Consider the following 26,012-nt stretch of genomic DNA (forward strand, 5'->3'; position numbering starts at 1 on the left):
GAGACATTTGCTTTTTCCAGGAATTCCTTATATGTGAAACACGCCCGAGGCGGACTTATATACTATCCAGCCCTTCCAGGTGCAGTTATTTTTCGAGTATTTTTCGAGTATTTTTCGAGGTTTGTGAATGGAAGAACTTAAACGTGTTGTTTCGGCTCCTTTTAAGAAAAATCTTGTAGCTTCCCTCCCGGAAAAAGACTTTGAGTTTTCCCTTGCCTTTGACCTTAAATGGTTTTCTCCAAAGGTTGCTTCTGAGGCAAAGAGCCGTGCCATTGAAGCAGGCTTGCTCTCCCTTAAGGACGGTGACCTTTCCCCCGGTTTTGAGGTTGAGAGTGTCCGGCTTCCCCATGCATACAAGCCGCCGGAGGGTTTTCTCGAAATCAAGGAGAAAACCGAAAAATCAGGGAAATCTTCTGCAGGGCGTCAAAAGGAAGCCATGTCCTTTGAACAGATCCTTGACTTCGTTTCCGCGGACACGGGCCTGAACCGTCAACGGCTTGTTGCCGAAATCAATTCCATGCAGGACCGGCTTTCTTATCTCGTGGATATCCGGATAGTGACCCTTATCGTTGCAAAGAAGTTCGGATGCGACATAGACGGAGTAATCGGGAAGGTTTCGAAGGCTGTTCTTGGCTCTTCAGATTACACATAATCTTTATGTACTAGAAATGTTATTCACATCATACCAATCCGACTAATCGCTTGATTTCTAATTTACTGCTTCGGCAGTTCTGGCGATGTTCGAACGCGATAGGGAATTTTTTCCGCGTAAGTGAGATTTCATACAATCTTGCGGAGGAACATACATTGGGTAAAAAATCACTTGTAAAACTAACGAGAAAAACGAATCCAAGAATCGTTTCCCTGATTCTTACTCTGAAAGAGAGGGCAAACGGAGATTCCGCCCCTATCTGGAAGGATATAGCGAAACGTCTTGAGGCGCCGTCCAGAAAATATGCGGCTGTGAATATAAGCAAAATCAACAGGCACACTGCTGAAGATGATGTTCTGCTTATCCCCGGGAAGGTTCTGGGTGCAGGGCTTCTTGATCATTCTGTTACGGTTGCTGCTTTAACATTCAGCGAGTCCGCAGTTGAAAAAATCACTGAAGCCGGTGGGAAGTGCCTGAGTCTCGAAGAGATCATGGAAGCAAATCCGAAAGGGTCCGGTATTCGGATATTCCGCTGAGGTGTTGAAGATGACGGTTATCGATGCAAAAGGACTTATTCTGGGGCGTCTTGCAAGTTCAGTTGCAAAACAGCTGCTTTCAGGAGACGAAAAGGTTTATATCATAAATGCCGAGCAAACCATCATTTCTGGTTCAAGGGCAGCCACCCTTAGAGAGTACCGGGAAACCCGGGAAAGGGGTGCAACGGAATTCGGGCCTTACTTCCCGAAACGTCCGGACCGCATTCTGAAGAGGACTATTCGTGGCATGCTGCCCTATAAGAGAGCAAGAGGCAGAGACGCAATGTCCAGGCTCAAAGTCTATGTAGGTGTCCCCTCTGAACTTAAGGGCGCTGAAACGGTCACCATTCCGGATGCCGATATGAGGCTTCTGAGTTCCAGCAGGTATATGGAGCTTGGTGAAGTGAGCCAGAAAATGGGTTCAAAGTTCTAATGGGTGAGTCCTCATGGTCAAAGTAGTTAATTCATCTGGAAAGCACAAGACTGCAACTGCACGTGCAACAGTCATGAAAGGTACCGGTAAGGTCAGGATCAACAAAATTCCGCTCGAGCTCTACACCCCTGAGCTTGCAATGATGAAAATCTCCGAACCCCTGCTGATTGCAGGAAACGATGTTGTTTCCGGGCTTGATATTAATGTTGATGTTCGGGGCGGCGGGATCATTGGGCAGGCCAACGCAGTAAGAACTGCAGTTGCCCGAGGTATTGTGGAATGGACAAATGACACAGCCATCAGAGACAACTTTGCAGCCTATGACCGCAGTTTACTTGTAAGCGATTCCAGGCAGAAGGAAGCCAAAAACTTCGGTGGACCCGGAGCAAGATCTAAATATCAGAAATCTTACAGGTAAGGAAAAATATGATCCCAGTCCGATGTTTCTCATGTGGAAAAGTAATCTCTAACTATTGGGATGAGTACAAAAGGCGCGTCACCGACGGTGAAGGACCTGCTGCAGTGCTGGATGATCTCGGGATCACTCGCTACTGCTGCCGCAGAATGTTCCTCAGCCACGTCGAGCTTGTTGACGTGCTCTCACCGTACCAGTAAGGGACCGTAGGGTAGCTTGGTCCATCCTTCGGCGTTCGGGACGCCGTAACCTGAGTTCGAATCTCAGCGGTCCCATTTTCCCTTTTTAATGGGTACTGGTTTTCAGGTGTATGTACTGACTATTAAATCTATCATGCTTCTCGATTATTGGAATCCATCGGAGCGTTTTTAAGTTTCAGGGTGATCTGTTGGTCAAGGAAAAGTATACCCGGTTCGAGCGTGCACGAATTGTAGGTGCAAGAGCATTGCAGATAGCAATGGGGGCTCCTGTCCTGGTTGAAGATGACGGGCGGCTGGACCCCCTGGGTGTAGCCATTGCAGAGTTGAATGCCGGAATTATTCCTATAACGGTCAAACGTAAGAAAAGCTAAAAACGTAATGGGATACATTTCAGATGCTAAATGCGTTTTATTGTTGATTCTATATTTTATGAGGTGACTTTATGGAGGAAATTGAGCAGACAGGGCAGGAGGAAACCGGAGCACAGCCTATGCCTGAAGAAGATGTTGTGGCTGAAGCAAAAACTGCACCTGAAAAGGAAGCCGCAGTAAAGACCGGATCTATACCTTCAGAATCGGAGGATGAAACTGCTTCTCACAAAGAGGGGTCCACATCCCTCGTATCCATTGACGAGTACCTGGCAGCAGGTGTTCACATCGGTACACAGCAGAAAACTCAGGATATGATGCGTTTCGTATACAGGGTCAGAACTGACGGGTTATACGTCCTTGATATCCAGTCCACAGACGAAAGGGTCAGAGTTGCATCCAAATTGCTTTCTCACTATGACTCATCCAGAATTCTTGTAGTATCTTCAAGGCAGTATGGGCAGCACCCTGCAAGAATGTTCTCAAGAGCACTCGGTACAAAGGCAATGCTCGGAAGGTTTATCCCGGGTTCCCTTACAAACCCTCAGATCCACGGTTTCTTTGAGCCGGATGTTATTATCGTAACCGATCCGGCCGGGGATGCCCAGGTACTGAAGGAAGCTTCAAGCATCGGGGTACCTGTTGTAGCACTCTGTGACACCAACAACCTGACCTCAAACGTGGACCTCGTAATCCCGACAAACAACAAGGGTAGAAAAGCCCTTTCTCTTGTCTACTGGTTACTCGCAAGGGAAGTCTCAAGACTCAATGACACTCCCTTCAATTACGAGTTGACCGACTTCGAAACTCCGCTCTGATTCCGGAACGTCCGTCCTGCATACTGCAAGCATTTATAAAAATTGCCCATATCTTATATTATGGGTGATTGGAAATGAGACAGCCAGCAGTTGCAGGGCAGTTTTATCCTCTGCATTGTGATAATCTGGAAAAAGAGCTTGCGCGTTGTTTCGAAGGTCTGGAGCTCAGGGAACGAAACGTCTTTGGGGCGGTTTGCCCGCATGCCGGGTATGTCTATTCCGGGAAAGTAGCTGCACATGTTTATGCAACCCTCCCTGAAGCTGATACATATATCCTTTTCGGTCCCAACCACACTGGGTACGGTTCGCCGTTGTCATTATCCAGGGAAACGTGGAAAACTCCCCTGGGCACTATTGATGTTGACCTCGAACTTGCCGACGGATTTCTCGGGAGCATCGTTGATGCGGATGAACTGGGGCATACATACGAGCATTCTATTGAAGTCCAGCTTCCTTTCCTTCAGTACCGTTTCGGACGGGACTTTAAAATTCTTCCAATCTGCATGGGCATGCAGGACGCAGATACGGCAGTTGAGGTGGGAAACCTTGTTGCGAACCTTGTTTCCGAAAGCAGGAAACGTGTTGTCATTATAGCTTCCAGTGATTTTACACATTACGAAACCGCAGAGCGTGCAAAGGAGACGGATTCCGAGATTATAGATGCTATCCTGAATCTCGATGTCCCGGGCATGTATGACAGCCTCTATCGAAGAAACGCCTCAGTATGCGGATACGGGCCTATTGCAGCAATGCTTTCAGCTTCTCAAAAACTCGGAGGTTCCAGGGCAACACTGCTTAAATATGCTAACAGTGGGGACGTTTCCGGAGATATGGGTGCAGTTGTCGGATACGCTGCGATTATTGTGGAGTAAGATTATTGTGGAGTAAGATTATTGTGGAGTAAGATTATTGTGGAGTAAGATTATTGTGGAGTAAATCTCACGACAATGAAGTATTCTCATTTTTGACTATGCGAAAAATATCCGATAAAGGAAATGCTTTGGATAAAGTTCAGGCAGGGTAAGTTTTTTTATAGATTTTTTACTTTTACATATGGTCAGCCTTCTCGAGGATAAGATTCATTAATTTACATGCCCAAATTCACCAAAACTTGAAAATTTTTTGAGGAATAATATGGTTTCATGTTCTGCACCCGGGAAAATCTATCTTTTCGGAGAGCATGCGGTTGTTTATGGAGAAACCGCGATAGCATGTGCGGTAGAGTTGAGAACCCGGGTGAGGGCAGAGTTTAACAGCTCCATAATTATCCGGTCCCAGATTGGGAAAACAGGGCTTGATTTTGAAAAACACCCTTATGTTTCTGCAGTTATTGAGAAAATGAGGGAGCTTGCTTCCATAAATGGCGTTTTTTTGACGGTTGATTCCGATATCCCTGTGGGTTCAGGGCTCGGTTCGTCTGCTGCGGTAACGATTGCAAGCATAGGTGCTCTCAATGAACTTTGTGGCTGTGGGCTCTCCCCTGAAGAGATTGCAAAACTGGGGCATGAAATCGAGATAAAAGTCCAGGGGGCAGCAAGCCCGACCGATACATATGTGTCCACTTTCGGGGGAGTAGTCACCATCCCGGAACGGAGAAAGTTAAAAACCCCCGACTGTGGAATCGTAATAGGGGATACAGGTGTTTTTTCTTCTACAAAAGAGCTTGTGGCAAATGTCAGGCAGCTTCGTGAAAGTTATCCCGATCTGATAGGTCCTCTTATGGAGTCGATTGGCAAAATCTCCCGGATCGGGGAATCCCTTGTACTTTCAGGAGACTATGCTTCCATTGGCAGGCTTATGAATGTGAACCAGGGCCTGCTTGATGCGCTTGGGGTAAATATCCTTGAGCTTTCAAGTTTAATCTATTCGGCAAGAGCAGCAGGAGCTTTAGGGGCAAAAATCACGGGAGCCGGCGGTGGTGGCTGTATGGTTGCCCTTACGCCCCCTCAAAAGTCTTCACAGGTAGCTGAAGCTATTGCAAAGGCAGGAGGCAAGGTCACCATTACAAGACCCACGGAACAGGGGTTGAAGGTTGACCGAGCCTGAAGGAACTCTTCAGGTTTTTCCAGAAGGAGTTGCTTTTATCTTTTAGATTTTTGCTTTCATCTTTCACTTCAGATCAGCGAAGAAATAGATCCGCGAAGAAATTATAGTATCTGACTATTATTAAAATTTATTTAAAAAGGCATCAAGTGATATAATGAACGTTTCAACCGAACCTGTTATCCTTAAACTCGGAGGCAGCGCCATTACCGATAAAGGCGCATTTGAAGGGGTTGTAAAAGAGGAGGCCCTTCTCAGGATTGCGCGGGAAGTTTCAGGCTTCCGGGGCAAAATGATTATTGTACATGGAGCTGGCTCTTTCGGGCATACCTATGCCAAAAAATACGGGCTTGATAGGAATTTTGACCCTGAGGGGTCAATTATAACGCACGAATCCGTAAAAAAACTCTCCTCAAGGGTCGTGGAAGCTCTGAACGGTTTCGGAGTGCGGGCTATTGCTGTTCATCCTATGGGCTGCACTGTTTGCAGAAACGGGAGGATAGAGAGCATGTACCTTGAAGGCATAAAGCTCATGCTCGAAAAAGGCTTTGTCCCTGTCCTGCACGGAGATGTTGTTATGGACCTCAAACTCGGAACCTGCATCCTTTCGGGCGACCAGATCGTTCCCTACCTGGCAAAGGAACTCGGGATCACACGGCTCGGGCTGGGATCGGCTGAAGACGGGGTGCTTGATAGGGATGGAAAGCCTGTACCTGAGATCACTCCTGAAAACTTTGAGGAATTCAGGCAGTGTATCGGGGGTTCTGGAAGTACGGATGTTACGGGAGGAATGCTCGGAAAGGTTCTGGAACTCCTGGAACTTAGCAAAAATTCTAGTATTACTTCCTATATATTCAATGCAGGAAAAGCGGATAACATTTACAGGTTCTTAAATGGGGAATCCATAGGGACCAGGATCAGTCCGGATAAAAGGGTATGAAGCATGATCAATACTACCTCAAGGCGAAAGATAGAACACCTGAAGCTCTGTGCGGAAAGCCCGGTTGAGGCCAGGGGAGTCAATGCGGGTTTTGAGGATGTGACCCTGATTCACAGGGCACTTCCAGAATTAAACATGGATGAGCTTGACCTTTCTGTGGACTTCCTTGGAAAAGGGATGCAAGCCCCGTTTTTAATTGCATCCATTACGGGGGGGCACCCAGATACCCTTCCAGTCAATGCTGCCCTTGCGGCTGCAGCCGAAGAGCTGGGAGTCGGGATAGGGGTTGGCAGCCAGAGGGCTGCAATCGATGATCCTGCTCAGGAAGACTCTTTCAGGGTTGTCAGGGACAAAGCTCCTGGTGCTTTTGTCTACGGAAACGTGGGGGCTGCCCAGATCCGCCAGTACGGGGTTGAAGGGGTAGAAAAACTCATCGAAATGATTGATGCCGATGCCCTTGCTATTCACCTTAATTTCTTACAGGAAGCCATCCAGCCCGAAGGGGATAGGGATGCTACCGGCTGCCTGGATATGATTGCTGAAATCTGTTCGGTGCTCAAAACCCCCGTGATTGTGAAAGAGACGGGGGCAGGCGTTTCCAGGGAAGATGCCATTCTCCTGCATAAAGCCGGAGTCTCTGCAATTGATGTAGGTGGAGTAGGGGGCACCAGCTGGGCAGGAGTTGAGGTCTACAGGGCAAAAGAAAGCAAGGACTCGGTCTCTGAACGCCTCGGGGAACTTTTCTGGGACTTTGGAATCCCTACTGTTGCCAGTTTAATTGAATCAAGGGTTTCTCTCCCTCTTATCGCAACAGGTGGGGTAAGGACAGGGCTTGATATCGCAAAATCCCTCGCTCTTGGAGCCAGTGCGGCAAGTGCAGCCCTGCCTTTTGTAGGCCCTTCGCTTGAAGGCAGAGAATCTGTTGTCAAGGTCCTCTCCCGCATGCTGGATGAATTCAGGGCTGCAATGTTTCTTTGCGGTTGTGCAAACATCAAGGCCCTGCATAATTCCCCTGTTGTTGTTACCGGATGGACCCTCGAATACCTTGAGCAGCGCGGTTTTGATGTTAAAGACTATTCTCTGCCCAAAAATGGGCTTTAATCAAAAAAAGATATTTTTATTATTCCCTCATCTCCTCCTTATACCTTTTAAATGCCTGCATGGCCCTTTACAGATTTATTCGATTACAGATTTATCCCATGACAATGTTTATACATAAGACGGAAGTAATGTCTCACAAGAAAATAGTTAGCATCCTGATATAATCCGAAAAATGGCTACTCTCTAAATTCTTAATTAGGGAAAAAGTAATTATCTTTGTTCCCCTTTAGGTATGCCGGAAGAGTAAAAGAATGCAGTTTATTAAAATTGAATGAGGATTCAGAGTTTTCCTTATTTCATCCGGGACACTGGATACAGTTTAAAGGACACTTACGCAGTTAAGGAAAACCTGAAAACAGTCTATCCGGAATTGTTAGTTTCCCCTGATAATTACTCTTTACGCTCATCAACTTCATGGCCAATTCCGGGAATTGGTTCTTAAAGGCTTGATTTAAAAAATAAGCTTCTTTAAGTCATTCATTTGAGTCATTTACGAAATTGTTCAATTAAAGGCCGCTTGTTAAATTCATTAAATCAGGAATCGTCGTAAAATCAGCTGGTATAAGGGATCAATTATAAAAAAAGTCATTAAGGGAAATTATTGGAGTGATTTTTCCATACCGAATAAACCGGATCATGGAAAAATTCTTGAAGTATGGGAAGTCCTTTGGAATCTGGAAAGCCCTGGTATTCGGGAAATAGGCTATTGAAATATAAAAGGCAAATCATTGTAGGCAAATCACTGGAATCCGAAAAAATAGGTAACTGGAATATGGAAAACAGGTTAGTAAAGTCATTTCACGGTAAAAGCTTACCCTTTATCTGGAGTACGTTTGGAGTCAGGCTTTTTGAAAAATAGTTGTGACTGAGGAAGGATACTGAAAGCGCCTGTAGGTCAAATCCGGATCTGGAATTCTATGGGTCGGAAAGCCCTGTTAAATTCTGTATTATATGAGAACAGGATCAGAGGTAGTTTCCGGAAGTTCTTGCAGGTTATAATATTTGTATACTGAAACAAATATATATTAAAAGTTGTATTCTTCTTTCAGAAACTGTAGCCTGGTGCATTTTCACCCTGAAGAGAATTTCTTAAAGGGTATGGGAAGTAGCTTTTAGAAGTGACTTTTCTAAAGATGGTTCTATACTTCTCTATTATCCCGTTTACATTCATGGTCATTGATTTCATACCGTCACCCGATTTGGTTTTGAGGTTTCGGTTTCACAAGGATAGAATATTTAATAAGTTATACACGAGGTTAAAAATATGACTGAAATAGGTATTGTTGCAGTCGGCGGTTATAACGAAATGGGCCGCAATATGACTGCAATCATTATTGGTGAGGATATTGTCATTCTGGATATGGGGCTCAGGCTTGACCGGGTTCAAATTCATGAAGATGTTGAAATTGACAAGATGCATTCCCTTGAACTGATCGAAATGGGGGCAATTCCTGACGATACTATTATGAAAGAAATTAACGGGACTGTCAGGGCAATTGTATGTACCCACGGGCACCTTGACCACATAGGTGCAATCCCGAAGCTTGCCCACAGGTATAATGCCCCCATACTTGCCACCCCCTATACCGCAGCTATTATCAAACAGCAGATAGAGTCCGAGCGCAAGTTCGAGGTCTGCAACAGGGTCATCCCTTTACAGGCAGGCGGAACTTACCAGGTTACGGAAGATGTCTCCATAGAATTCATCCGGGTTCAGCACAGTATTATCGACTGTGTACTCGCAGCCGTGCACACCCCGGCAGGAGCAGTCCTTTATGCCTGTGATTTCAAGCTTGACAGGACTCCGACAATGGGGGAGGCTCCTGACTTTGAGCGTTTCAAGTCCCTCGGAAAGGAAGGGGTCATTGCAATGATCACTGAAAGCACAAACGCCGGGCGTTCAGGAAAGACTCCTTCGGAACAGATTGCAAAGGACATGGTCAGGGATGTACTGCTTGGGACCGAAGAGTCTGACGTGGGCATGATAATTACGACTTTTGCATCGCATATTTCCAGGCTCAAAGCAATTATCGAGGCTGCCGAAGAAATGGGTAGAATTCCGGTGCTTATGGGGCGTTCCATGGAACGCTATGTGGGTGCTGCCAGGGATATCGGCTACCTTGAACTCCCCTCCAATGTGGAGATTTACGGCATGAGAAGAGATGTCGACAGGGCATTCAAGCGCATCATGCAGGACGGCAAGAACAAGTATCTGCCCATTGTTACTGGGCACCAGGGAGAACCTGGCTCCATTCTCGTGAGGGTTGCAAATGGGGAAACGCCTTACACAATCGAACCCGGAGACAAGATCATTTTCTCAGCAAACGTAATCCCGAGCCCGATGACTCAGGCAAACCGTTATGCTCTTGAGACCAAACTCAAGATGAAGGGCGGTAGGATCTATGACAACGTCCATGTTTCAGGGCATGCATACAGGGAAGACCACTGGGAGCTTCTGCGCATGGTGAACCCCGAACATGTAATCCCTGCTCATGGAGATATGGAAATGCACGGGCACTACATCGAGATGGCGGAAGATGCGGGTTATGTACTCGGAGATACCGTACACCTGCTCCGAAACGGCGAAGTGTTATATATAGAAGAGTAACCTATAATAAAAAACCCCGTATTCTCGTGATGTTTATGATGCTTATTGATGAGATCAAAAAGAGAAGTTCCCATGTTGATGCTGCAATTGATGAATTGCTTCCGGTAACCCGTCCGGAGGAGCTGTACAAAGCTTCTCGCTATCTAGTGGAAGCCGGCGGAAAGCGCCTTCGGCCAGCGGTTCTGATCCTGGCAGCAGAAGCTGTTGGCTCCGATCTCAAGTCCGTTTTGCCTGCAGCTGTGGCAGTGGAGCTTGTACATAATTTCACCCTGGTACATGACGACATTATGGATAAGGACAATATCCGCAGAGGAATACCTGCAGTCCATGTCAAATGGGGTGAAGCCGGAGCTATCCTTGCCGGAGATACTCTTTACTCCAAAGCTTTCGAGATCCTCTCAAAGGTCGAAAACGATCCGTCAAGGATTTTAAAGTGCATGAATGTTCTCTCAAAGACCTGTACCGAAATCTGCGAAGGCCAGTGGCTTGATATGGACTTCGAAAAAAGAGATAGGGTAACTGAACTTGAATATATCGAGATGGTGGAAAAAAAGACCTCTGTCCTTTACGCAGCCGCAGCCAAGATCGGAGCTCTTCTTGGAGGGGCCTCGGACGAGGTCGCCGAAGCTATGTTCGAATATGGGCGCCTTATAGGGATCGGTTTCCAGATGTACGATGATGTCTTGGACATGGTTGCTCCTGAAGAAGTGTTAGGAAAGGTTCGGGGCAGTGACCTTATGGAAGGAAAGCATACCCTCATTGTTATTGACTCCTTCGGCAAAGGTGTAAAACTGGACATCTTCGGAAAAGGAGAAGCTACCCTGGAAGAAACCGAGGCTGCCGTTAGGACTCTGACCGAATGCGGATCAATCGATTACGTGAAAAATCTTGCAATCTCATATATATATCAGGGAAAAGAAAAACTGGATGTCCTCAGAGATTGTCCTGAAAAAGAACTTCTCCTCCAGATTGCCGACTATATGATTGCAAGGGAATACTGAAGTTTCTGAAAATTTATCTTTTTCGAAGAATTGTAGCATATTCTGCTGCAATTCAAATCTCTTTTTTGAGTTTTGCCGGAAGAGCCAATTAGTAAAAGATTACTGTTTTTTTGTTTTTGGGGTTATGTAGCAGAACAGAAATAGCTGGGCAGGGGTAGCCGCTCCGCTCTGAAGTTATTTCTCTAAAAAGAGGACTGCAGGCAGGATTTGATCCTGCCAGAGTTTTAAAATTTAAAATTTTTATTTTGAGTTTCTCATTTCCATCGTGCTCTGCGCAGCTACAAGTCTTGCAATCGGGACTCTATATGGGGAGCAGCTCACATAATCGATACCTATCCGGTGAGCGAAGGTAATGGACCTCGGTTCTCCGCCGTGTTCTCCGCAGATTCCCATCTTGAGTTTGGGTTTGACTGAGCGGCCTTTCTGTATGCCTATCTTCATGAGCTCGCCAACGCCTTCCTGGTCCAGAACTGCAAAGGGGTCGTGTTCAAGGATGCCTGCCTTCTGGTAAATAGGCACAAATTTGGATACATCGTCCCTGCTGAACCCGAAGGTTGTCTGGGTCAGGTCATTTGTCCCAAAGGAGAAGAAATCAGCTTCCCGTGCAATCTGGTCTGCGACGATTGTAGCTCTGGGAAGTTCGATCATAGTTCCTACTTTGTAGTCGATCTTCATGCCTTTTTCAGCCATTACTGTTTCTGCCGTCTTGCAGACTTCCTCCTTGGAGAGTGAGAGCTCTTTTACAAGGCCTACGAGCGGAATCATTATTTCAGGGACTACTTCCAATCCTTCGGCCGTAAGTTCACAGGCAGCTTCCATGATTGCACGCACCTGCATGTTGTAGATCTCAGGATAGGTGATCCCGAGCCTGCATCCTCTGTGTCCGAGCATGGGGTTTAATTCCTTGAGGGAAATCACACGCTGGATAACTTTCTTTACCTCATCGATCTTTCCGCAGTCTCCGGAGGTTTCAAGTTCCCTGAGTTTCTCATCCAGTTCTTCTTTATCCGGAAGGAATTCGTGCAGAGGCGGGTCAAGGAGCCTTATGGTTACAGGCAGGCCTTCCATGATACGAAAGATTCCGAGGAAGTCTTCTTTCTGCATGGGGAGCAGTTTATTGAGGGCTTTCTTCCTGGCCTTCTCGTCTTCTGACATAATCATTTCCCTGACTGCAGGAATCCTTTCTTCTCCGAAGAACATGTGCTCTGTCCTGCAAAGCCCGATACCTTCTGCCCCGAGCTCGCGGGCAAGGGCGGAATCAGCCGGGTTGTCGGCGTTTGTCCTGACTCCGAGGGTCCTGATCTCGTCAGCCCAGGTGAGGATCTTTTTCAGGTCGTCATTTATCTCTGCATCAATCAGGTCTATTTTCCCGATGATGACGCTTCCGACACTTCCGTCAATTGTAATATAGTCATGTTCTTTGATGGTGAAACCGTTTACCATGAAGAGGGCGTTCTTTATGTCGATTGAGATTTCTCCACAGCCCACAACACAGGGTTTACCCATGCCTCTCCCTACTACTGCGGCGTGAGATGTCATTCCACCGCGCACAGTAAGTACCCCCTGCGCAGCTGCCATGCCTCCGATGTCTTCCGGAGAAGTCTCAGTACGGACAAGAATTGTCTTTTCGCCTACCTCTGCCATCTCTTCGGCAGCTTCGGCGGTAAATACTACCTTTCCTACAGCGGCTCCGGGAGATGCGGGAAGCCCTTTTGCAATTACTTCGAGCTTTGCTTCGGGGTCAATCCTCGGGTGCAGAAGCAGGTCAATGTGTTCGGCTTGAACCCTGTTTACGGCGGTTTCTTTGTCTATGAGTCCTTCTTCGACCATGTCGGTTGCAATCTTTACGGCTGCAGCAGCTGTGCGCTTTCCGGTTCTGGTCTGAAGCATGTAGAGTTTTCCTTCCTGAATGGTAAACTCTATGTCCTGCATGTCCTTGAAGTGGGCTTCAAGTTTCTGGCAGATGTCTACAAGCTGGGCATAGGCTTCCGGAATTTTGTCTCCGAGAGTGGCAATAAAGTCCGGGGTTCTTATCCCGGCTACCACATCTTCGCCCTGGGCGTTGATGAGGTATTCTCCGAAGAACTTCTTTTCGCCTGTAGATGGGTTTCTTGTAAAAGCAACGCCTGTACCTGAGGTGTTTCCTCTGTTCCCGTAGACCATGGTCTGAACATTGACTGCTGTGCCCCAGCTGTCGTCAATGTTGTTAAGCTTCCTGTAGGTGATGGCTCTCTGGTTATTCCATGAATCAAAAACAGCATCAATTGCCATCTGAAGCTGAACCTTCGGATCCTGGGGAAACTCAAATCCTTTTTCGAGTTTGATAACTTCCTTGAATCTTTCTGCCAATTCTTTTAATGCTTTTGAATCAAGCTCCGTGTCGGACTTTACCCCAAGTTCCTTTTTTTTGTCATCGATTAAGGAATCGAATTTCCTGAATTCAACTCCAAGCACCACGTCCCCAAACATGGCGATAAATCTTCGGTAACAGTCATAAGCGAATCTTTCGTCATTGACTTTATTTGCGAGCCCGATTACGGATTTATCCGTAAGTCCAAGATTCAGAACCGTGTCCATCATTCCTGGCATGGACACCCTGGCACCAGATCTTACTGAGACCAGCAACGGATCTTCGGGATTTCCCAGCTTTTTGCCGTTTAAGGCTTCCAGTTTATCAATTGCTTCTCCTACCTGGCTGAGCACTTCTTCAGGATATTTATTTCCCTTTAGATAAAGTACACAGACTTCGGTTGTTATTGTAAAACCTGGTGGTACGGGGACTCCGAGATTTGCCATCTCGGCAAGGTTTGCACCCTTACCTCCAAGCAGGTCTTTCATACTACTCTTGCCATCAGTTACATCCTTTCCAAAAAAATATACGAACTTGGACAATGATTCTCCTCCTTGGAACGAGATCATTAATCAGAGTTAGAGTTGGATATCCCCAGACCTATGGCCTGGTTGTTGCCAACAATGTCCATTTAATATATAAGCTTGTGGATTCCCCCCCTCCTGTCTCTTATACTTTACTCTTTTAACTTAATTTAATTCAAGTATAATATAGGCCTTGCGATATCTTTATATATAATAAGCATAGACTACATATGCTTTTCAGTCTATGATATATATTCTTATTGGGACTGACTGTTAAATCCACTCGAAGCCGGGGTATTTTGCCCTGTGCATAGAGGCATAACTATTCGTGGCTGATATGAAACGACTCGGTACCGTGCTGCACAGGTCAGGTCATAGAAACCTGATAATTAGAGGGGATGAGGTAAGACCCGATAACGTCTCAGGTAGTCTTCCTAAGTTGAATTCGGTTGTTGTTGACAAAGCCCTGAATCGGATTGGCACAATTGCCAGTGTCTTTGGACCCGTAAACCATCCATATTTTTTTGTGAAGGGCTTTAAGCGAATTCCTGATTCGGAAACTCGGGCTCTCGTTAATGAAAGGGTCTATATTCGGTGAGATCTCTGACATTCGATGAAGGTTTTAATCCTTTACTATGGTTTAACTTTAACTGGTTTATATGTTTTTTGCTGGTTATAGTCGCAGGTTTTCTTGTCCCTTCTTTTATATATATATTGTAATTTATATGGTGCAGACTAGAGATTGCAGGGAATCATAAACATAGTCATGTTAATTTGTAAGGTGATATAATATGGTAGAAGTCGAAAGAGTTCGCTATTCGGACACTCTTGAAAGGGAAAAAATACGTGCCATGATTAAAGCTCGCAAAGAAAAGCAAAAAGAGCAAAGTTTTGAGAACGAAAAGGCCGTGTGTCCAGAATGCGGTAGCAGGAACCTTGTTCACGATTATGAGAGAGCTGAGCTCGTGTGTGGGGACTGCGGACTTGTCATCGATGCCGACTTTGTGGATGAAGGACCGGAATGGCGAGCTTTCGATCATGATCAGCGCATGAAGCGTTCCCGTGTGGGTGCGCCCATGACATATACAATACACGACAAAGGGCTTTCCACAATGATTGACTGGAGGAACCGTGATTCCTACGGAAAGTCTATCTCCTCCAAAAATCGTGCTCAGCTTTATCGTTTAAGAAAATGGCAGCGTAGAATTCGTGTAAGCAACGCAACGGAAAGAAACCTGGCTTTTGCCCTTTCCGAACTGGACAGAATGGCTTCTGCTCTTGGTCTGCCAAGAACTGTCAGGGAGACTGCAGCAGTTGTCTACAGAAAAGCTGTTGACAAGAACCTTATCCGTGGGCGCAGTATTGAAGGTGTAGCCGCAGCGGCTCTCTATGCAGCCTGCCGCCAGTGCAGTGTCCCGAGGACGCTTGATGAAATCGAAGAGGTATCAAGGGTTAGCAGAAAAGAAATCGGAAGGACTTACCGTTTCATTTCCAGAGAACTTGCCTTAAAACTCATGCCAACTTCCCCTATCGACTATGTCCCGAGGTTCTGCTCAGGGCTTAACCTGAAAGGAGAAGTCCAGTCAAAGAGCGTTGAGATTCTCAGGCAGGCTTCCGAAAAAGAACTCACAAGCGGAAGAGGGCCTACAGGAGTTGCCGCAGCTGCAATTTACATTGCATCCATTCTCTGTGGGGAGCGGAGGACTCAGCGCGAAGTCGCAGATGTTGCCGGGGTTACGGAAGTTACCATCAGGAACAGGTATAAGGAGCTTGCAGAAGAGTTGGATATCGAAATTATCCTCTAAATGCTTCTCTAAACGCTTCTTTTTTTAGCCAGTCTGATTTAAGTTTTCTGTATCTGGAGGGTAAAATGCGCCCTCTTTTTTCTGCTTTCTATCTTCCCGGATCGGGATCTTTTAGCTGTGCATATATTTTTTCAGATAGTGTTCCAAGTTCCGTTTTTAGATGAGTTTTTAGAAATATGGGTATATTTCGTTTGCAGGTTGAGAATGCTGACAATTGAGACTTTCAAAGCCCTTCTCCTGGGCTTTACTATAGGGCTTACAGGTGCCCTGGTCCCGGGACCGATGCTCTTTGCAACCATAGAACTTTCTCTCAAAAAAGGATGGCTTGCAGGTCCGAAAGTTGTTTTCGGGCATATGCTGGTTGAGCTTGTACTTTCCGTGCTGATTCTCTTCGGAGTTGCTTCACTTATGGGCAGCGGTACAATCTCAGCTATTTCCGTTATTGGTGGACTTGCACTTGTGATATTCGGACTGCTTACGGCAAAGGATGCAAAAGCTGCAGCTTCTGCAGGAATTCCCCCGGGAACTTCAGGCTTGAAACTAAGTTCAAGTCCCATAGCATTGGGTTTTTTCACCTCGGTTTCAAACCCCTACTTCTGGATCTGGTGGCTGACTGCGGGCAGTGCGCTCGTACTGAGGGCGTATGAGCTGGGAGCTCTTGTTTCACTGGCCTATCTCCTGGGGCACTGGACAGCAGACCTTAGCTGGTTCACTGCCGTATCCGGGTCATTCAGCCGGGGAAAAACCCTGTTCTCCGGGCGTACCCACGAAATGGTCCTTTACGTCTGCGGAGGATTTTTAGTGATTTTCGGGCTTTATTTCATGCTTAACTATAATAATCCCATTCAGCTGTCGTGAGATAAGGCCTTTATTTTTCTTATTTAATGGAATTCTCTTTTATCTTTTTCTTCAATTTTTTCTTCAGGGGAGCCTTCCAGTAAAAGTCAGATAGATCGATAATCCTCCAATGAAGGTAAGCACCCATAAAGCCAGCAGTATTCTCATATTTCTACGAGTTTTCCATCTCCACCTGTTAATTACGAAAATAAAGCCAAAAGACAGGGAGATGGCTCCAAAAAGGCCGTGAGTATATATGACTGAAGGATCCCTCCCGCTAATTGTCAGGTTGTAAGCCGAATAAAGCATATAAAGAACCGATAATAAGGCAAGGGCGTATCCCCCGGTTGCTATCTTTCCATGTCCTTTTATTCCCCCTTTTTTTGATTTCTTTTTCAATACTATCAGGCTTAACAAAAATAACAGTAAAACCCCGATTTGTAGCCCAAATGATATCGTTCTCAGACTATATATTGTTGTTTCAAGTCCCAGATTACCCCTTCCTTTTGATTTTAACACTTTCTAATTATTCCTTTTTTATACGGTTCAATGTATAAAGATACCGTTGGTAGTAAAATTCTTAAAATAAGTTACCGGCTCAATTTCGATATTGAGAAAACTTAATAACAAAAGGATAGCTTTAGAGGTTCAGAAGGTAGGATCCCTATGAAACGGCAATGCATAAGAATTCCCAAAAAGAAAGGAGAATCTGCAAGGAGAGTACTCCTTGATTTTGAAATTCTTGATAACTCCCTTAAAATAGGTTCGGATAATACTTTTCTTTATCTTCCTCTTTCCCGAGAGCCTCTTTCGAATGAACTGGCAGTTCTTCCCGCAGAAGCCGAACTTGCTGAGTTTGATTTTGAGGCTCAGGAGAAAAATCCCGCTCCCGGAGATCTTCTTGGCTTCAATCCGGCTTATGAGCTCATAGGGGATATTGCGCTTCTGGAAGATCCGGACCTTGATTCTCAAAAAGCCTCAAGAATTGCCGAAGCCCTCCTCTTTACCCGGCCAAACATTAAAACCGTGGTCAAGTCCCTTACCCCTGTTATCGGTGAGTTCAGGGTCCGGGAATTTGAAGTAATTGCAGGTGACCCAGGGACCGAGACCGTCCACAGGGAGTACGGCTGCCGCTACAAAGTTGACCTTTCAAAGGCTTATTTCACCCCTCGCCTTTCTACCGAACGCTCGCGAATCCTCTCCAGGGTTAAGGAAGGCGATACTGTTGTCGATATGTTTTCAGGGGTCGGTCCTTACAGCATCCTGCTTGCAAAGAGCAACAAGCCTTCCAAAGTTGTGGCAATCGACAAAAATCCTTACGCGGTACACTATCTTAAAGAAAATATAAGCCTTAATTCCGCAAAAAATATTGAAGCAATAGAAGGTGATGCACGGGAAGAGGCAAAAAGGTTTGCAGGCACTGCCGATCATGTGATCATGAACCTGCCTCACAATGCCCACGAGTTCCTTGACTCTGCTGTCCTCCTTACAAAACCTGGTGGGGTAATCCATTACTATGGAATAACTCCCGAAGAAGACCTCTTTGAAAGTTCCGTCGAACTTATTCGAAAAGCGGCAGAAAAAGCAGGAAGGAAGATTGAAGTCCTGGAGAAAAGGGTAGTCCGTTCATATGCTCCTCACCAGTATAATATATGCATCGAAGCAAGGATAATTTGAGCTTTTTCCCCCTGCCTGCTCCTGGCAGGATTCGGAATATAGAATGCTTTCTGTGTACGTCTCTCATGGGCTTCCGGGATGATGCACCAGTAAAAAATTCCTTTGCAGGTGGAAAAGAAGGAATCAAAAGAATCATAACTCAGATCCTTGCATAAAAGAAATGTTTAAACATTTGCGGATCAATTTCAATAAAGTTGCTTAAACATGCTCAATTATTATATCACATTTATATCTAAAGGGAGCTGATTTCCTATGTCCACATTTGCCTATTTCATGATAGGTTTCTCAGTTTTGCTTGCCCTTATCTTTATATGGTTCTACATCAGGTACTACAAAAAGAGAAAATAATTCCATAAAGTACAACAAGCTTAAATAAAAGAACTACGTTGAGCGAAATAGTTAAATTCTTGATCGCTATTTTAAGTCTGCTTATTCTCAAATATATGTGCCGTCGTGGCTTAGCGGTATAGCGGCTGATTCGTAATCAGCAGGTCGGGGGTTCAAGTCCCCCTGACGGCTCTTTTACTTATTTGGTTCGAAGTTTGTTTTCCAGGACTTAACCTGCGCATCGATACGCAGCAGAAGGTCTACTCTTTTGCTTCTTTAGTTTAAAGCTTACTTTCTAAGGACTATAGGGCAATGGAAGTAGCGATTTCTAACCTTAATTCTGCTCATTTAGGGAATAAATTCAAATTTATCTTTTTCTCAATCTCACCAATCTTCTTCGACACTTCTGTTAAAATCAATTGTCCGTCTAAATCCATCAAGTAAACCTTGCGAAATTGTTCAATAAGGTCTGCTGGAGAATACTTGCTTGTCAGTTCAGCCTTTCTTATTCAGTTTTGGATTTTTTTATGTATCCGTAAAGGGACAAAAGATGCTCCTTCAGGGAGGCGTAGTTAGTACTGTTCTAGATAATCAGTCTCTTCACTATGCTTTTGATAAGTGTTTATCCTGATTTTCAGGTGTATGAAAACCCACTTTGAAGTAAACTTTTATGAAAATGTATTTATAAATTTTTTTAGTTATGTGAACAAAAAATATCCTAAATATAAGGGAGTAATTAAGAAAAACAAGTTCAATAATAACTATTCACAAACCGATTCATTTAAATAATTTAAAGAGTTACTTTCTAAAAATTAATTCAGTTATGCGGTGTTCTTGGAAAAACATAGAAAAAAGTTATTTAATTGGATTAATCTATTAAAAAAATTCACACAGTAAATCTAACAGAAAAAGAAGGTGATTCAACAAGTTAAATTAGATACTTCATTATATTAGACACTTCAAAACATCACCCTATACAGTTTAAATAATAGTTGATAATGTGGAAATTTATGAAATAACTTGTTTAAATCATTGTTAGAGGAGGGGTTTTGATTTAATGATTTCATTGGCTAGACCATATTTTGATTCTGAAGAATTGCATGAGATAAAAAAAGTATTGGACTCTGGGTGGGTATCTCAAGGACCTAAAGCAAAAGAATTCGAAGATAAAGTTGCAGATTATGTTGGTGCTAAGTATGCCATTGCTGTTACAAATTGCACGGCAGCACTCCATTTGGCACTTTTGAGTCTTGGGGTTGGCCAGGGAGATGAAGTATTGGTAGCGGATTATACCTTCCCGGCTACTGGTCATTCGGTATTATATTGTGGAGCAAAGCCAATTTTTGTAGATGTAAATACAGACACTTACAATATCAATTGTGATAACATTGAGGAACAAATAACCGAAAGTACAAAGGCAATCATTCCTGTTCACACATTTGGCCAACCAGCTGAAATGGATAAAATTGTGAAAATTGCTCATGACTATAATCTTAAGATTGTAGAAGATGCAGCTTGTTCCCTGGGCGCAAAATACAGAAATAAGTATGCTGGAACCATTGGGGATGTAGGATGTTATTCGTTTCATGCAAGAAAAGGTATCACCACTGGAGAAGGAGGAATGGTTGTTACCGATGATAAAAACCTTGCTGAGAAACTTAAATATTTATCTGTTTTTGGAATGAAATCTGCATGGGATAGAGAAAAGTATCAGGTTCCGACTATTCCTGAATTTTTGGACGTTGGTTATAATTACAAAATGAGTGATATAACAGCTGCTGTAGGAGTTGCTCAGCTAAAAAAAATAGATAAGATTATTGAAAAAAAAGAGAAATTAGCAAAATATTGGAATGAACAATTAGAAGACATTGATTTTATTAGTAAGCCTTACGTCCAAAATAATGTTAGACATGTCTATCAAAGTTATGTGACTCTCATTGACAAAAGAAAAAGCAGGAACAAATTAATTTCAATATTGGCGAAGCATGGGATTCAAACGCAAATTGGAACATATGCGTCTCATATCCAACCAGTATATAATTCTCGGCATAAATGTCCAAATTCATTGGATATATTCAATAGAGCAATGGCATTGCCTTTATACTACACTTTAGAAGAGGAAGATATCGACTTTATAACAAAAACTATTAAAGAATTGGTTGGTGGGCTGAAATGAAGTTAAGTAATAAATCTATACTTGTCACTGGAGGTGCGGGATTTATCGGCAGTCATCTTGTTGATCGATTGACCCTTGAAAATCCAGATAATATGGTTGTAGTGGACTCATTTTTTTTGGGAAAAGAGGAAAATTTAAATGATGCAATGAAAAATTACCCAAACTTAAAAATATTAAATCAAGATTGTTCAAATTATGAACAAATGAAATCTATTATGGAAAACGAAGGAATCGATGTTGTGTTCAATCTTGCAGTAATTCCCTTGCCGGCATGCCTTGAAAAGCCAGCGTGGACATTCAAACACAACGTCGATATTACTACTTCAATGTGTGAATTAGTTCGTAATGATATTTTTGATACTTTAATCCATTTTTCTTCATCTGAAGTTTATGGGACTTCTGTATACGCTCCTATGGATGAAAATCATCCATTAAATGGCACAACACCTTATGCAGCTAGTAAAGCATCTTCTGATGTTCTAATATTTTCATATTGTGAAACATTTGGTATAGACGCCTCAATAATTAGACCATTTAATAATTATGGTCCTAGGCAAAATGACCGAAGCTATGCCGGAGTAATTCCAATAACAATAAACAGGATTTTGCGAGGGGAGGCACCTGTAATTTTTGGAAACGGAAAGCAAACAAGAGATTATTTGTATGTGACTGATACAGCAGACGCAGCAATAAACATATACAAATCTCACAAAACAAGAAGCAAAGTTTTAAACATTGCAAGTGGAAAAGAAGTGTCCATACAATATTTGGTTACTTCTATTGCTAAGTATCTAGGTTGTGAAAATCGAATTGTTTACGAGCCTCCAAGAACTGGAGACGTAAAAAGACATATAGCAAATATCTATTCTGCAGAAGATTTGATTCAATTTAAACCTGCAGTTACTTTTGATGAAGGACTCATAAAGACAATTGATTGGTATAAAAGTGCTTCAAAGGAAAATGAATTAAAGAATGAATTGTCAACGGCGGTTAAGAATCTTCCAATTTCGGTGAATTAAATATTTAGGTATTGGTACTTAAGTATAGGTATATTTATTATGAGAACCTATAGTTCTGCATGAACTGCTCAAGATGTAAGAGTTCCACTCATAAAAAGAACGGTATAGTTTGTGGACGTCAACGCTACAAATGCCACGATTGTGGATATAACTATTCAGTCGAGCTAAAATCAACTGCTAGTTCTCCTTTAGTTAAGAGACAGGCTTTGCAACTTTATCTTGAGGGATTAGGATTTCGCTCAATAGGACGATTTTTAGGGGTAAGTCATGTTTCTGTCCAAAAATGGATAAAGAAATTTGGTCAGGAGTTAGAGGACCTAAAAAGTGAAAATGAGCTATCTATTGTTGAAATGGATGAGATGCACACTTACATCGGTAACAAAAAAAATATTGCTGGATCTGGATTGCTGTTGATAGAGTTGGGAAAAAGTTCATCGACTGCTCTTTTGGCAGCAGAGGAACGGAAACTGGAAACTACTCTGGGAAAAATTAAAGAAGAAAGAGATTGGAGAAGTGATGACTGATCACTGGAGAGCATATGCAGAGTTTTTTCCTGAAACTATCCATACTCAATCCAAAGCAGAAACGTATACAGTTGAAGGATATTATGGCATATTGAGGCACTTTTTGGCAAGGTTGAGACGAAATACAAAATGTTATACGAAGAGTCTTGAAATGCTAAATTATTCTGTCCTTCTATTGATGAAATACAGAAATAAAGAGTTAACTATATTTAATATACAATACCCAATTTTTTAACGAAAAGTTTGACTACATCAGGACCCCCCATGTATCCAAATTCTGCTGTAATAAGGTTGAAAAAACTTGTCTCATAGGGTTTTGCTGTAGAAGGACAATATGCTTTTCTATACCAATCCTCTTTCAAATCCTCATTCCCGCATTTTTGTTGAAACTCATCGGTGAATCATAAACAGTTAAGTTATCAATCAGCTCTTCTACTCTTTTTTATGGTCATCATTATTATGTTTTATGAAAAGTTCCTGGTATTCCTTTACCAGATGTTCCTGTGCGTGCCGTCGAGGAAATTAACTCGCTTTCGGATCCGCGGCGGATACAGGGGTTGTTCACCGACTGTATGAATGAAACCGGAGGCTTGTTTTGAAATAACTCCACCTATCTCACATCTCGTATATTACATCGTATACACTTCTTAGCAGGTCACCGTTGACTCCATCTGGCCGGTACCAAATTGCGGACGTGAACTATCTCTTTCCACTTTAGGATTCCGAAGAATAAAAACACTCCCAGCATCAGGAGGATAAGACAACCCCTGATGAACAGGTTAATGTACAATTCTAAATGAATATGCAACCCGATGGTCACGAGTGCCACCGCCACGAGGACAACGCTGGCGATAGCTTCCCAGTCATGTGGTACATAATAGAATTTCTGGCTGTAATACATATATGCGCCAAAGACGAATGCAGATCCTATTAAGGTTGCAATACCTGCTCCGATAGGGCCAATCTGGGGTATTAAAAGCCAGTTAAATAAGATATTCAGAATTGCTCCTGCAACGTTAATCCATATGTACAGATATGTCTTCTTTGAAATCCCGATCCCGGGCGCAAAGATATACATCTGCGAGAGCAGGATCGCAGGAACCAAAAAGACTACCATCTTATCGGCAGCATAATATTCAGGCGTCGTGAGGATCCAGAGGGCAACGTCAGCGAAGAGGGAGAGAATTAAGAATATCATGATCATAATTGACAGAAAAGCTCTGAATATCGTCGCAAGTTGGTTGGGTGTTTCAGGTTCCTGGTAATGCTTGTACACTAGTGGGATCAGAGCTGTTTGGAAACCGACAAGGACAAGAGTCGATATGTTTGCCAGACGGTAACTCATACCATAAAGACCAACTTCTTTGAGTGAGAGGTAGCAGTTGATCATTAATCGATCGATGTACATGTTTGTAAAAACAGCGATACTTGAGGGTACGAGCGGTATCGAGAAGGCAAGCATCGTTTTAAGTTTTGTGAGATCAAAACGGAGTTGAAATGTTGTTTTGAGATAATAGAATCCGATTGAAGTCCCTGTTGCTGTCCCGATGATCATGCCTGCAAGAAAACCGTAGATGCCGAAATGAAATACATAGGTAAGCAGTACCGATGCACCTGCTGTTGTAAGAGACTGGACTATGCTAACAATAGAATAGGCTTTGCTGTGGAGCTCGAACCGAAGCTGATTCCTCAACAGATAAAAGAGTCCATTCATCCAGATGAAAATTACTCCAAGACGAAAGACATCATCAAGCCCAGGTATACCAATCACAATGAGAGAGAGTTCCTGTGCAAAGGCTAAAGTCACGATCAGAAATCCCGAAAACATAAGTATTGTAAACCAGAGGGCAGTTGAGGCTAAAACCTTTTTACCCTCATCCGTCTTCTCATCCCGGTAAAAACGTGAAAAAGCCTGGGAGATCTCCAGAGCTACGGTAACTGCGATCAGTGATCCGAATACTGTGATCATATCGAGGGCTCCGTAGTCGGAGGGGGAGAGAACACGAGTGTATAATGGGATTAAAAAGAATGAAATTCCATTACTTAAGATTGAGGGAATGGTGTAGATAGCACTGTCGCGGAAGAATCTGCGAATCATGTTGGATGTTTCCTCCAATATTTCCCCGGGTTTTTATAATATAAATCATCCCAAAACTAATTTTATCCCTTTAATCCATAAAGTTCAGGACTATTTTCGTAATCACGAAATCGATTGATTAATTTGGATAGGGATTCCGGAAAGTGATGTTGATTTTTGGGATCAGCTCATCTATTGTAAAATTATTTTGATTCACGGACATCATATGCATATTCCCTGAACCTTTGTTCGAGTTCCGGTTTATCTGAGAGGCAGAGGGATTCTATGCCGTATTGTTCGATCATATTACGGATAATTTCTTTGCTTTGGGGTTCTGGCATGCCGTATCCCTGAACATAACGGATATTATTGGGATCGAACATACATTCTTCGGGGATGGTACCCTCGATAATTTGCATATATCGCTTCGCTACCTGTTCTGCGGACCATGTTGTTCTGACAAAGTTATGCGCTTTTTTTCCTAAGTTCAACCGAAATTCTTTATCCACGACTAGCCGTTCTATCGCTGGTGTAATCTCATCTGGATGGCAATAGATGCTTGGTGGGATTTGCTCTTGAGAATAGTGATTATGGATGTAGCCTGAATAGTATCCTCCAACTATAGCAGGTTTTCCAAACCAAGCAGCTTCTGTGGCAAAGACGGCCATTGGTGTGTCAGAATAAACCTGATCTACGATAAAGTCACAACTTTGTAATTCTTTGATAACTTCTTGATGTGGCTTGCCAGTTATCTCAATGAAGTTTATAAGATATCCTTTTTCCTTCAGCGTAGAAATCGCTTTTTTAATATGAGCTGAACCCTTTCCGATTGGATCTGATGGAGAATGCAGGATTCTTACGCTCTTTGTTGGTTTTGTCCCGATAGTGTTGTTCTGATTTGATGCGCTAAAGTTCAGATTTGAAGCGTTAAATGGAATGCCTATTGCTAATCCTTTTATGAAATTTTTTTGGTGGAAATGAGCATATCCAGGATGCGTCACAATATAATTTGAATATCTATCAATAGCTGCAACACGTTTTTTGATCATGTCTGTTTTCTTTTTGTATAATCCCATATCGTTATTACCATTTATTCGTGACGCACTCCAATTTATATAAGGCGGGCGTTCCTCAGAACCAAAAGAAGAGATAATTATTTTTTTGTTCAATAGTTTTAATAACGGAAAGTCAAAATAATGACCATTATGTCTGAAAAAAGAACTGCCACCTGTAAGAATAAATACATTATAATTAATTATAGCCCATAAAAAAATCAGAATTCTAAGCAACATTAAGATAATAAAAAAAGGTATTTTTAAAATTCCAGAATCATGCTTTATTCTTTGGTGAAGAACACATCTGTACATCTTGACAAAAATATTGGGTTTATCATCCCCACCATACTGAAATGAATGATAAGTCAGATCTATAAACGTGCAATCGATGCCGAGTTTCTTAAATCCTTTTTTTAAATTACTATTGTAGCCAGCAATTTCTTCCAAACCTATTAATATTTTGTACTCCTTAATCACCCAATTCGCCTTCCTATATGTAATAACGTATTTCGTACGGCCATTCGAG

24 protein-coding genes, 2 tRNA genes and 1 pseudogene are annotated in these 26,012 nt (G+C 43.3%); 22 read left to right on the top strand and 5 right to left on the bottom strand.

The genetic code is table 11. The annotated features are described in order from the left end of the window. Nucleotides 1-127: 127 nt before the first annotated feature. From MSSIT_RS02715 to fni, 12 genes are all read left to right on the top strand, one after another. Complete coding sequence (locus MSSIT_RS02715) at nt 128-652, top strand: DUF2240 family protein (RefSeq protein WP_048169791.1); 525 nt, start codon at nt 128-130, stop codon at nt 650-652. Nucleotides 653-807: 155 nt separating this feature from the next. Beyond that, nucleotides 808-1,188 (top strand): 50S ribosomal protein L18e, encoded by a 381-nt coding sequence (locus MSSIT_RS02720; protein WP_048169793.1) that lies wholly within the window; start codon nt 808-810, stop codon nt 1,186-1,188. A gap of 10 nt (nt 1,189-1,198) precedes the next feature. Further along, on the top strand, nt 1,199-1,621 hold the full coding sequence (locus MSSIT_RS02725) for a 50S ribosomal protein L13 (protein WP_048169795.1): 423 nt from the start codon (nt 1,199-1,201) through the stop codon (nt 1,619-1,621). A 13-nt stretch (nt 1,622-1,634) separates the two neighbouring features. Beyond that, the gene (locus MSSIT_RS02730) at nt 1,635-2,039 is read left to right on the top strand and encodes a 30S ribosomal protein S9 (RefSeq protein WP_048169796.1); all 405 of its coding nucleotides are present in this window, start codon (nt 1,635-1,637) and stop codon (nt 2,037-2,039) included. A gap of 8 nt (nt 2,040-2,047) precedes the next feature. After that, complete coding sequence (locus MSSIT_RS02735) at nt 2,048-2,236, top strand: DNA-directed RNA polymerase subunit N (RefSeq protein ID WP_048169798.1); 189 nt, start codon at nt 2,048-2,050, stop codon at nt 2,234-2,236. After that, nucleotides 2,237-2,311 (top strand) — tRNA-Pro (locus MSSIT_RS02740). Between the two features lie 113 nt (nt 2,312-2,424). Next, the gene (locus MSSIT_RS02745) at nt 2,425-2,607 is read left to right on the top strand and encodes a DNA-directed RNA polymerase subunit K (protein ID WP_048169800.1); all 183 of its coding nucleotides are present in this window, start codon (nt 2,425-2,427) and stop codon (nt 2,605-2,607) included. Nucleotides 2,608-2,678: 71 nt separating this feature from the next. Further along, nucleotides 2,679-3,422, top strand: a complete 744-nt coding sequence (gene rpsB / locus MSSIT_RS02750) for a 30S ribosomal protein S2 (protein ID WP_052721491.1) — start codon at nt 2,679-2,681, stop codon at nt 3,420-3,422. 68 nt (nt 3,423-3,490) lie between these two features. Then, on the top strand, nt 3,491-4,294 hold the full coding sequence (locus MSSIT_RS02755; RefSeq protein WP_048169802.1) for an MEMO1 family protein: 804 nt from the start codon (nt 3,491-3,493) through the stop codon (nt 4,292-4,294). 262 nt (nt 4,295-4,556) lie between these two features. Beyond that, nucleotides 4,557-5,468 (top strand): mevalonate kinase, encoded by a 912-nt coding sequence (locus tag MSSIT_RS02760; protein WP_048169804.1) that lies wholly within the window; start codon nt 4,557-4,559, stop codon nt 5,466-5,468. Nucleotides 5,469-5,622: 154 nt separating this feature from the next. Beyond that, nucleotides 5,623-6,405 (top strand): isopentenyl phosphate kinase, encoded by a 783-nt coding sequence (locus MSSIT_RS02765; protein WP_048169806.1) that lies wholly within the window; start codon nt 5,623-5,625, stop codon nt 6,403-6,405. Nucleotides 6,406-6,408: 3 nt separating this feature from the next. Then, nucleotides 6,409-7,506: a type 2 isopentenyl-diphosphate Delta-isomerase gene (gene fni / locus MSSIT_RS02770; protein WP_048169808.1), complete on the top strand. Its 1,098-nt coding sequence runs from the start codon at nt 6,409-6,411 to the stop codon at nt 7,504-7,506. Nucleotides 7,507-8,551: 1,045 nt separating this feature from the next. Here fni and MSSIT_RS22790 read toward each other — a convergent pair. Beyond that, nucleotides 8,552-8,692: a hypothetical protein gene (locus MSSIT_RS22790; RefSeq protein WP_156158777.1), complete on the bottom strand. Its 141-nt coding sequence runs from the start codon at nt 8,690-8,692 to the stop codon at nt 8,552-8,554. A 78-nt stretch (nt 8,693-8,770) separates the two neighbouring features. On the opposite strand from MSSIT_RS22790, the gene MSSIT_RS02780 reads away from it, so the two are divergent. Together MSSIT_RS02780 and MSSIT_RS02785 are read left to right on the top strand one after the other, a co-directional pair. Further along, on the top strand, nt 8,771-10,114 hold the full coding sequence (locus MSSIT_RS02780; RefSeq protein ID WP_048169811.1) for an RNase J family beta-CASP ribonuclease: 1,344 nt from the start codon (nt 8,771-8,773) through the stop codon (nt 10,112-10,114). Nucleotides 10,115-10,149: 35 nt separating this feature from the next. Further along, complete coding sequence (locus tag MSSIT_RS02785; RefSeq protein WP_048174464.1) at nt 10,150-11,115, top strand: polyprenyl synthetase family protein; 966 nt, start codon at nt 10,150-10,152, stop codon at nt 11,113-11,115. 240 nt (nt 11,116-11,355) lie between these two features. Here MSSIT_RS02785 and ppdK read toward each other — a convergent pair whose 3' ends face one another. Continuing rightward, entirely contained in the window at nt 11,356-14,007 is a 2,652-nt protein-coding gene (ppdK, locus tag MSSIT_RS02790; protein ID WP_048169814.1) for a pyruvate, phosphate dikinase, read from the bottom strand. A 319-nt stretch (nt 14,008-14,326) separates the two neighbouring features. On the opposite strand from ppdK, the gene MSSIT_RS02795 reads away from it, so the two are divergent. The 3 genes from MSSIT_RS02795 to MSSIT_RS02805 all read left to right on the top strand — a co-directional run bounded on the left by MSSIT_RS02795 (nt 14,327) and on the right by MSSIT_RS02805 (nt 16,652). Next, on the top strand, nt 14,327-14,587 hold the full coding sequence (locus MSSIT_RS02795; RefSeq protein ID WP_048174465.1) for a Gar1/Naf1 family protein: 261 nt from the start codon (nt 14,327-14,329) through the stop codon (nt 14,585-14,587). 193 nt (nt 14,588-14,780) lie between these two features. Further along, nucleotides 14,781-15,794 carry a transcription initiation factor IIB gene (locus MSSIT_RS02800; RefSeq protein ID WP_011020659.1) on the top strand — a complete coding sequence of 338 codons (1,014 nt, stop codon included), beginning with the start codon at nt 14,781-14,783 and terminating at the stop codon, nt 15,792-15,794. Between the two features lie 204 nt (nt 15,795-15,998). After that, a complete protein-coding gene (locus MSSIT_RS02805) occupies nt 15,999-16,652 on the top strand; it encodes a LysE family transporter (RefSeq protein ID WP_048169815.1) in 654 nt (217 codons plus the stop codon). 63 nt (nt 16,653-16,715) lie between these two features. Here MSSIT_RS02805 and MSSIT_RS02810 read toward each other — a convergent pair whose 3' ends face one another. Next, complete coding sequence (locus MSSIT_RS02810; RefSeq protein WP_156157247.1) at nt 16,716-17,150, bottom strand: hypothetical protein; 435 nt, start codon at nt 17,148-17,150, stop codon at nt 16,716-16,718. Nucleotides 17,151-17,297: 147 nt separating this feature from the next. On the opposite strand from MSSIT_RS02810, the gene MSSIT_RS02815 reads away from it, so the two are divergent. From MSSIT_RS02815 to MSSIT_RS02835, 5 genes and pseudogenes are all read left to right on the top strand, one after another. Then, complete coding sequence (locus tag MSSIT_RS02815) at nt 17,298-18,308, top strand: class I SAM-dependent methyltransferase (protein ID WP_048169818.1); 1,011 nt, start codon at nt 17,298-17,300, stop codon at nt 18,306-18,308. 447 nt (nt 18,309-18,755) lie between these two features. Next, nucleotides 18,756-18,827 (top strand) — tRNA-Thr (locus tag MSSIT_RS02820). Nucleotides 18,828-19,692: 865 nt separating this feature from the next. After that, complete coding sequence (locus MSSIT_RS02825; RefSeq protein WP_048169820.1) at nt 19,693-20,811, top strand: DegT/DnrJ/EryC1/StrS family aminotransferase; 1,119 nt, start codon at nt 19,693-19,695, stop codon at nt 20,809-20,811. Then, a complete protein-coding gene (locus tag MSSIT_RS02830) occupies nt 20,808-21,830 on the top strand; it encodes a GDP-mannose 4,6-dehydratase (RefSeq protein WP_048169822.1) in 1,023 nt (340 codons plus the stop codon). Before MSSIT_RS02825 ends, MSSIT_RS02830 begins: the two co-directional genes overlap by 4 nt. A 59-nt stretch (nt 21,831-21,889) precedes the next feature. Continuing rightward, nucleotides 21,890-22,589, top strand: a pseudogene (locus tag MSSIT_RS02835) (IS1 family transposase). A 420-nt stretch (nt 22,590-23,009) separates the two neighbouring features. Here the strand turns inward: MSSIT_RS02835 and MSSIT_RS02845 are convergent. Beyond that, a complete protein-coding gene (locus tag MSSIT_RS02845) occupies nt 23,010-24,452 on the bottom strand; it encodes an oligosaccharide flippase family protein (protein ID WP_048174467.1) in 1,443 nt (480 codons plus the stop codon). Nucleotides 24,453-24,634: 182 nt separating this feature from the next. Next, nucleotides 24,635-25,963, bottom strand: coding sequence for a glycosyltransferase (locus MSSIT_RS02850; protein ID WP_048169828.1), 1,329 nt, complete (start codon nt 25,961-25,963; stop codon nt 24,635-24,637). Nucleotides 25,964-26,012: the final 49 nt, after the last annotated feature.

The organism is Methanosarcina siciliae T4/M (assembly GCF_000970085.1).
Classification (GTDB): Archaea; Halobacteriota; Methanosarcinia; order Methanosarcinales; family Methanosarcinaceae; genus Methanosarcina; species Methanosarcina siciliae.

What these genes read in the sequence shown, in the direction of transcription:
- MSSIT_RS02830 (WP_048169822.1), top strand. Translation starts at nt 20,808, where the DNA reads ATGAAGTTAAGTAATAAATCTATACTTGTCACTGGAGGTGCGGGATTT.
- MSSIT_RS02825 (WP_048169820.1), top strand. Translation starts at nt 19,693, where the DNA reads ATGATTTCATTGGCTAGACCATATTTTGATTCTGAAGAATTGCATGAG.
- rpsB (WP_052721491.1), top strand. Translation starts at nt 2,679, where the DNA reads ATGGAGGAAATTGAGCAGACAGGGCAGGAGGAAACCGGAGCACAGCCT.
- MSSIT_RS02735 (WP_048169798.1), top strand. Translation starts at nt 2,048, where the DNA reads ATGATCCCAGTCCGATGTTTCTCATGTGGAAAAGTAATCTCTAACTAT.
- MSSIT_RS02715 (WP_048169791.1), top strand. Translation starts at nt 128, where the DNA reads ATGGAAGAACTTAAACGTGTTGTTTCGGCTCCTTTTAAGAAAAATCTT.
- fni (WP_048169808.1), top strand. Translation starts at nt 6,409, where the DNA reads ATGATCAATACTACCTCAAGGCGAAAGATAGAACACCTGAAGCTCTGT.
- MSSIT_RS02795 (WP_048174465.1), top strand. Translation starts at nt 14,327, where the DNA reads ATGAAACGACTCGGTACCGTGCTGCACAGGTCAGGTCATAGAAACCTG.
- MSSIT_RS22790 (WP_156158777.1), bottom strand. Translation starts at nt 8,692, where the DNA reads ATGAAATCAATGACCATGAATGTAAACGGGATAATAGAGAAGTATAGA.
- MSSIT_RS02780 (WP_048169811.1), top strand. Translation starts at nt 8,771, where the DNA reads ATGACTGAAATAGGTATTGTTGCAGTCGGCGGTTATAACGAAATGGGC.
- MSSIT_RS02725 (WP_048169795.1), top strand. Translation starts at nt 1,199, where the DNA reads ATGACGGTTATCGATGCAAAAGGACTTATTCTGGGGCGTCTTGCAAGT.
- MSSIT_RS02785 (WP_048174464.1), top strand. Translation starts at nt 10,150, where the DNA reads ATGATGCTTATTGATGAGATCAAAAAGAGAAGTTCCCATGTTGATGCT.
- MSSIT_RS02730 (WP_048169796.1), top strand. Translation starts at nt 1,635, where the DNA reads ATGGTCAAAGTAGTTAATTCATCTGGAAAGCACAAGACTGCAACTGCA.
- MSSIT_RS02800 (WP_011020659.1), top strand. Translation starts at nt 14,781, where the DNA reads ATGGTAGAAGTCGAAAGAGTTCGCTATTCGGACACTCTTGAAAGGGAA.
- MSSIT_RS02845 (WP_048174467.1), bottom strand. Translation starts at nt 24,452, where the DNA reads ATGATTCGCAGATTCTTCCGCGACAGTGCTATCTACACCATTCCCTCA.
- MSSIT_RS02815 (WP_048169818.1), top strand. Translation starts at nt 17,298, where the DNA reads ATGAAACGGCAATGCATAAGAATTCCCAAAAAGAAAGGAGAATCTGCA.
- MSSIT_RS02760 (WP_048169804.1), top strand. Translation starts at nt 4,557, where the DNA reads ATGGTTTCATGTTCTGCACCCGGGAAAATCTATCTTTTCGGAGAGCAT.
- MSSIT_RS02765 (WP_048169806.1), top strand. Translation starts at nt 5,623, where the DNA reads ATGAACGTTTCAACCGAACCTGTTATCCTTAAACTCGGAGGCAGCGCC.
- MSSIT_RS02805 (WP_048169815.1), top strand. Translation starts at nt 15,999, where the DNA reads ATGCTGACAATTGAGACTTTCAAAGCCCTTCTCCTGGGCTTTACTATA.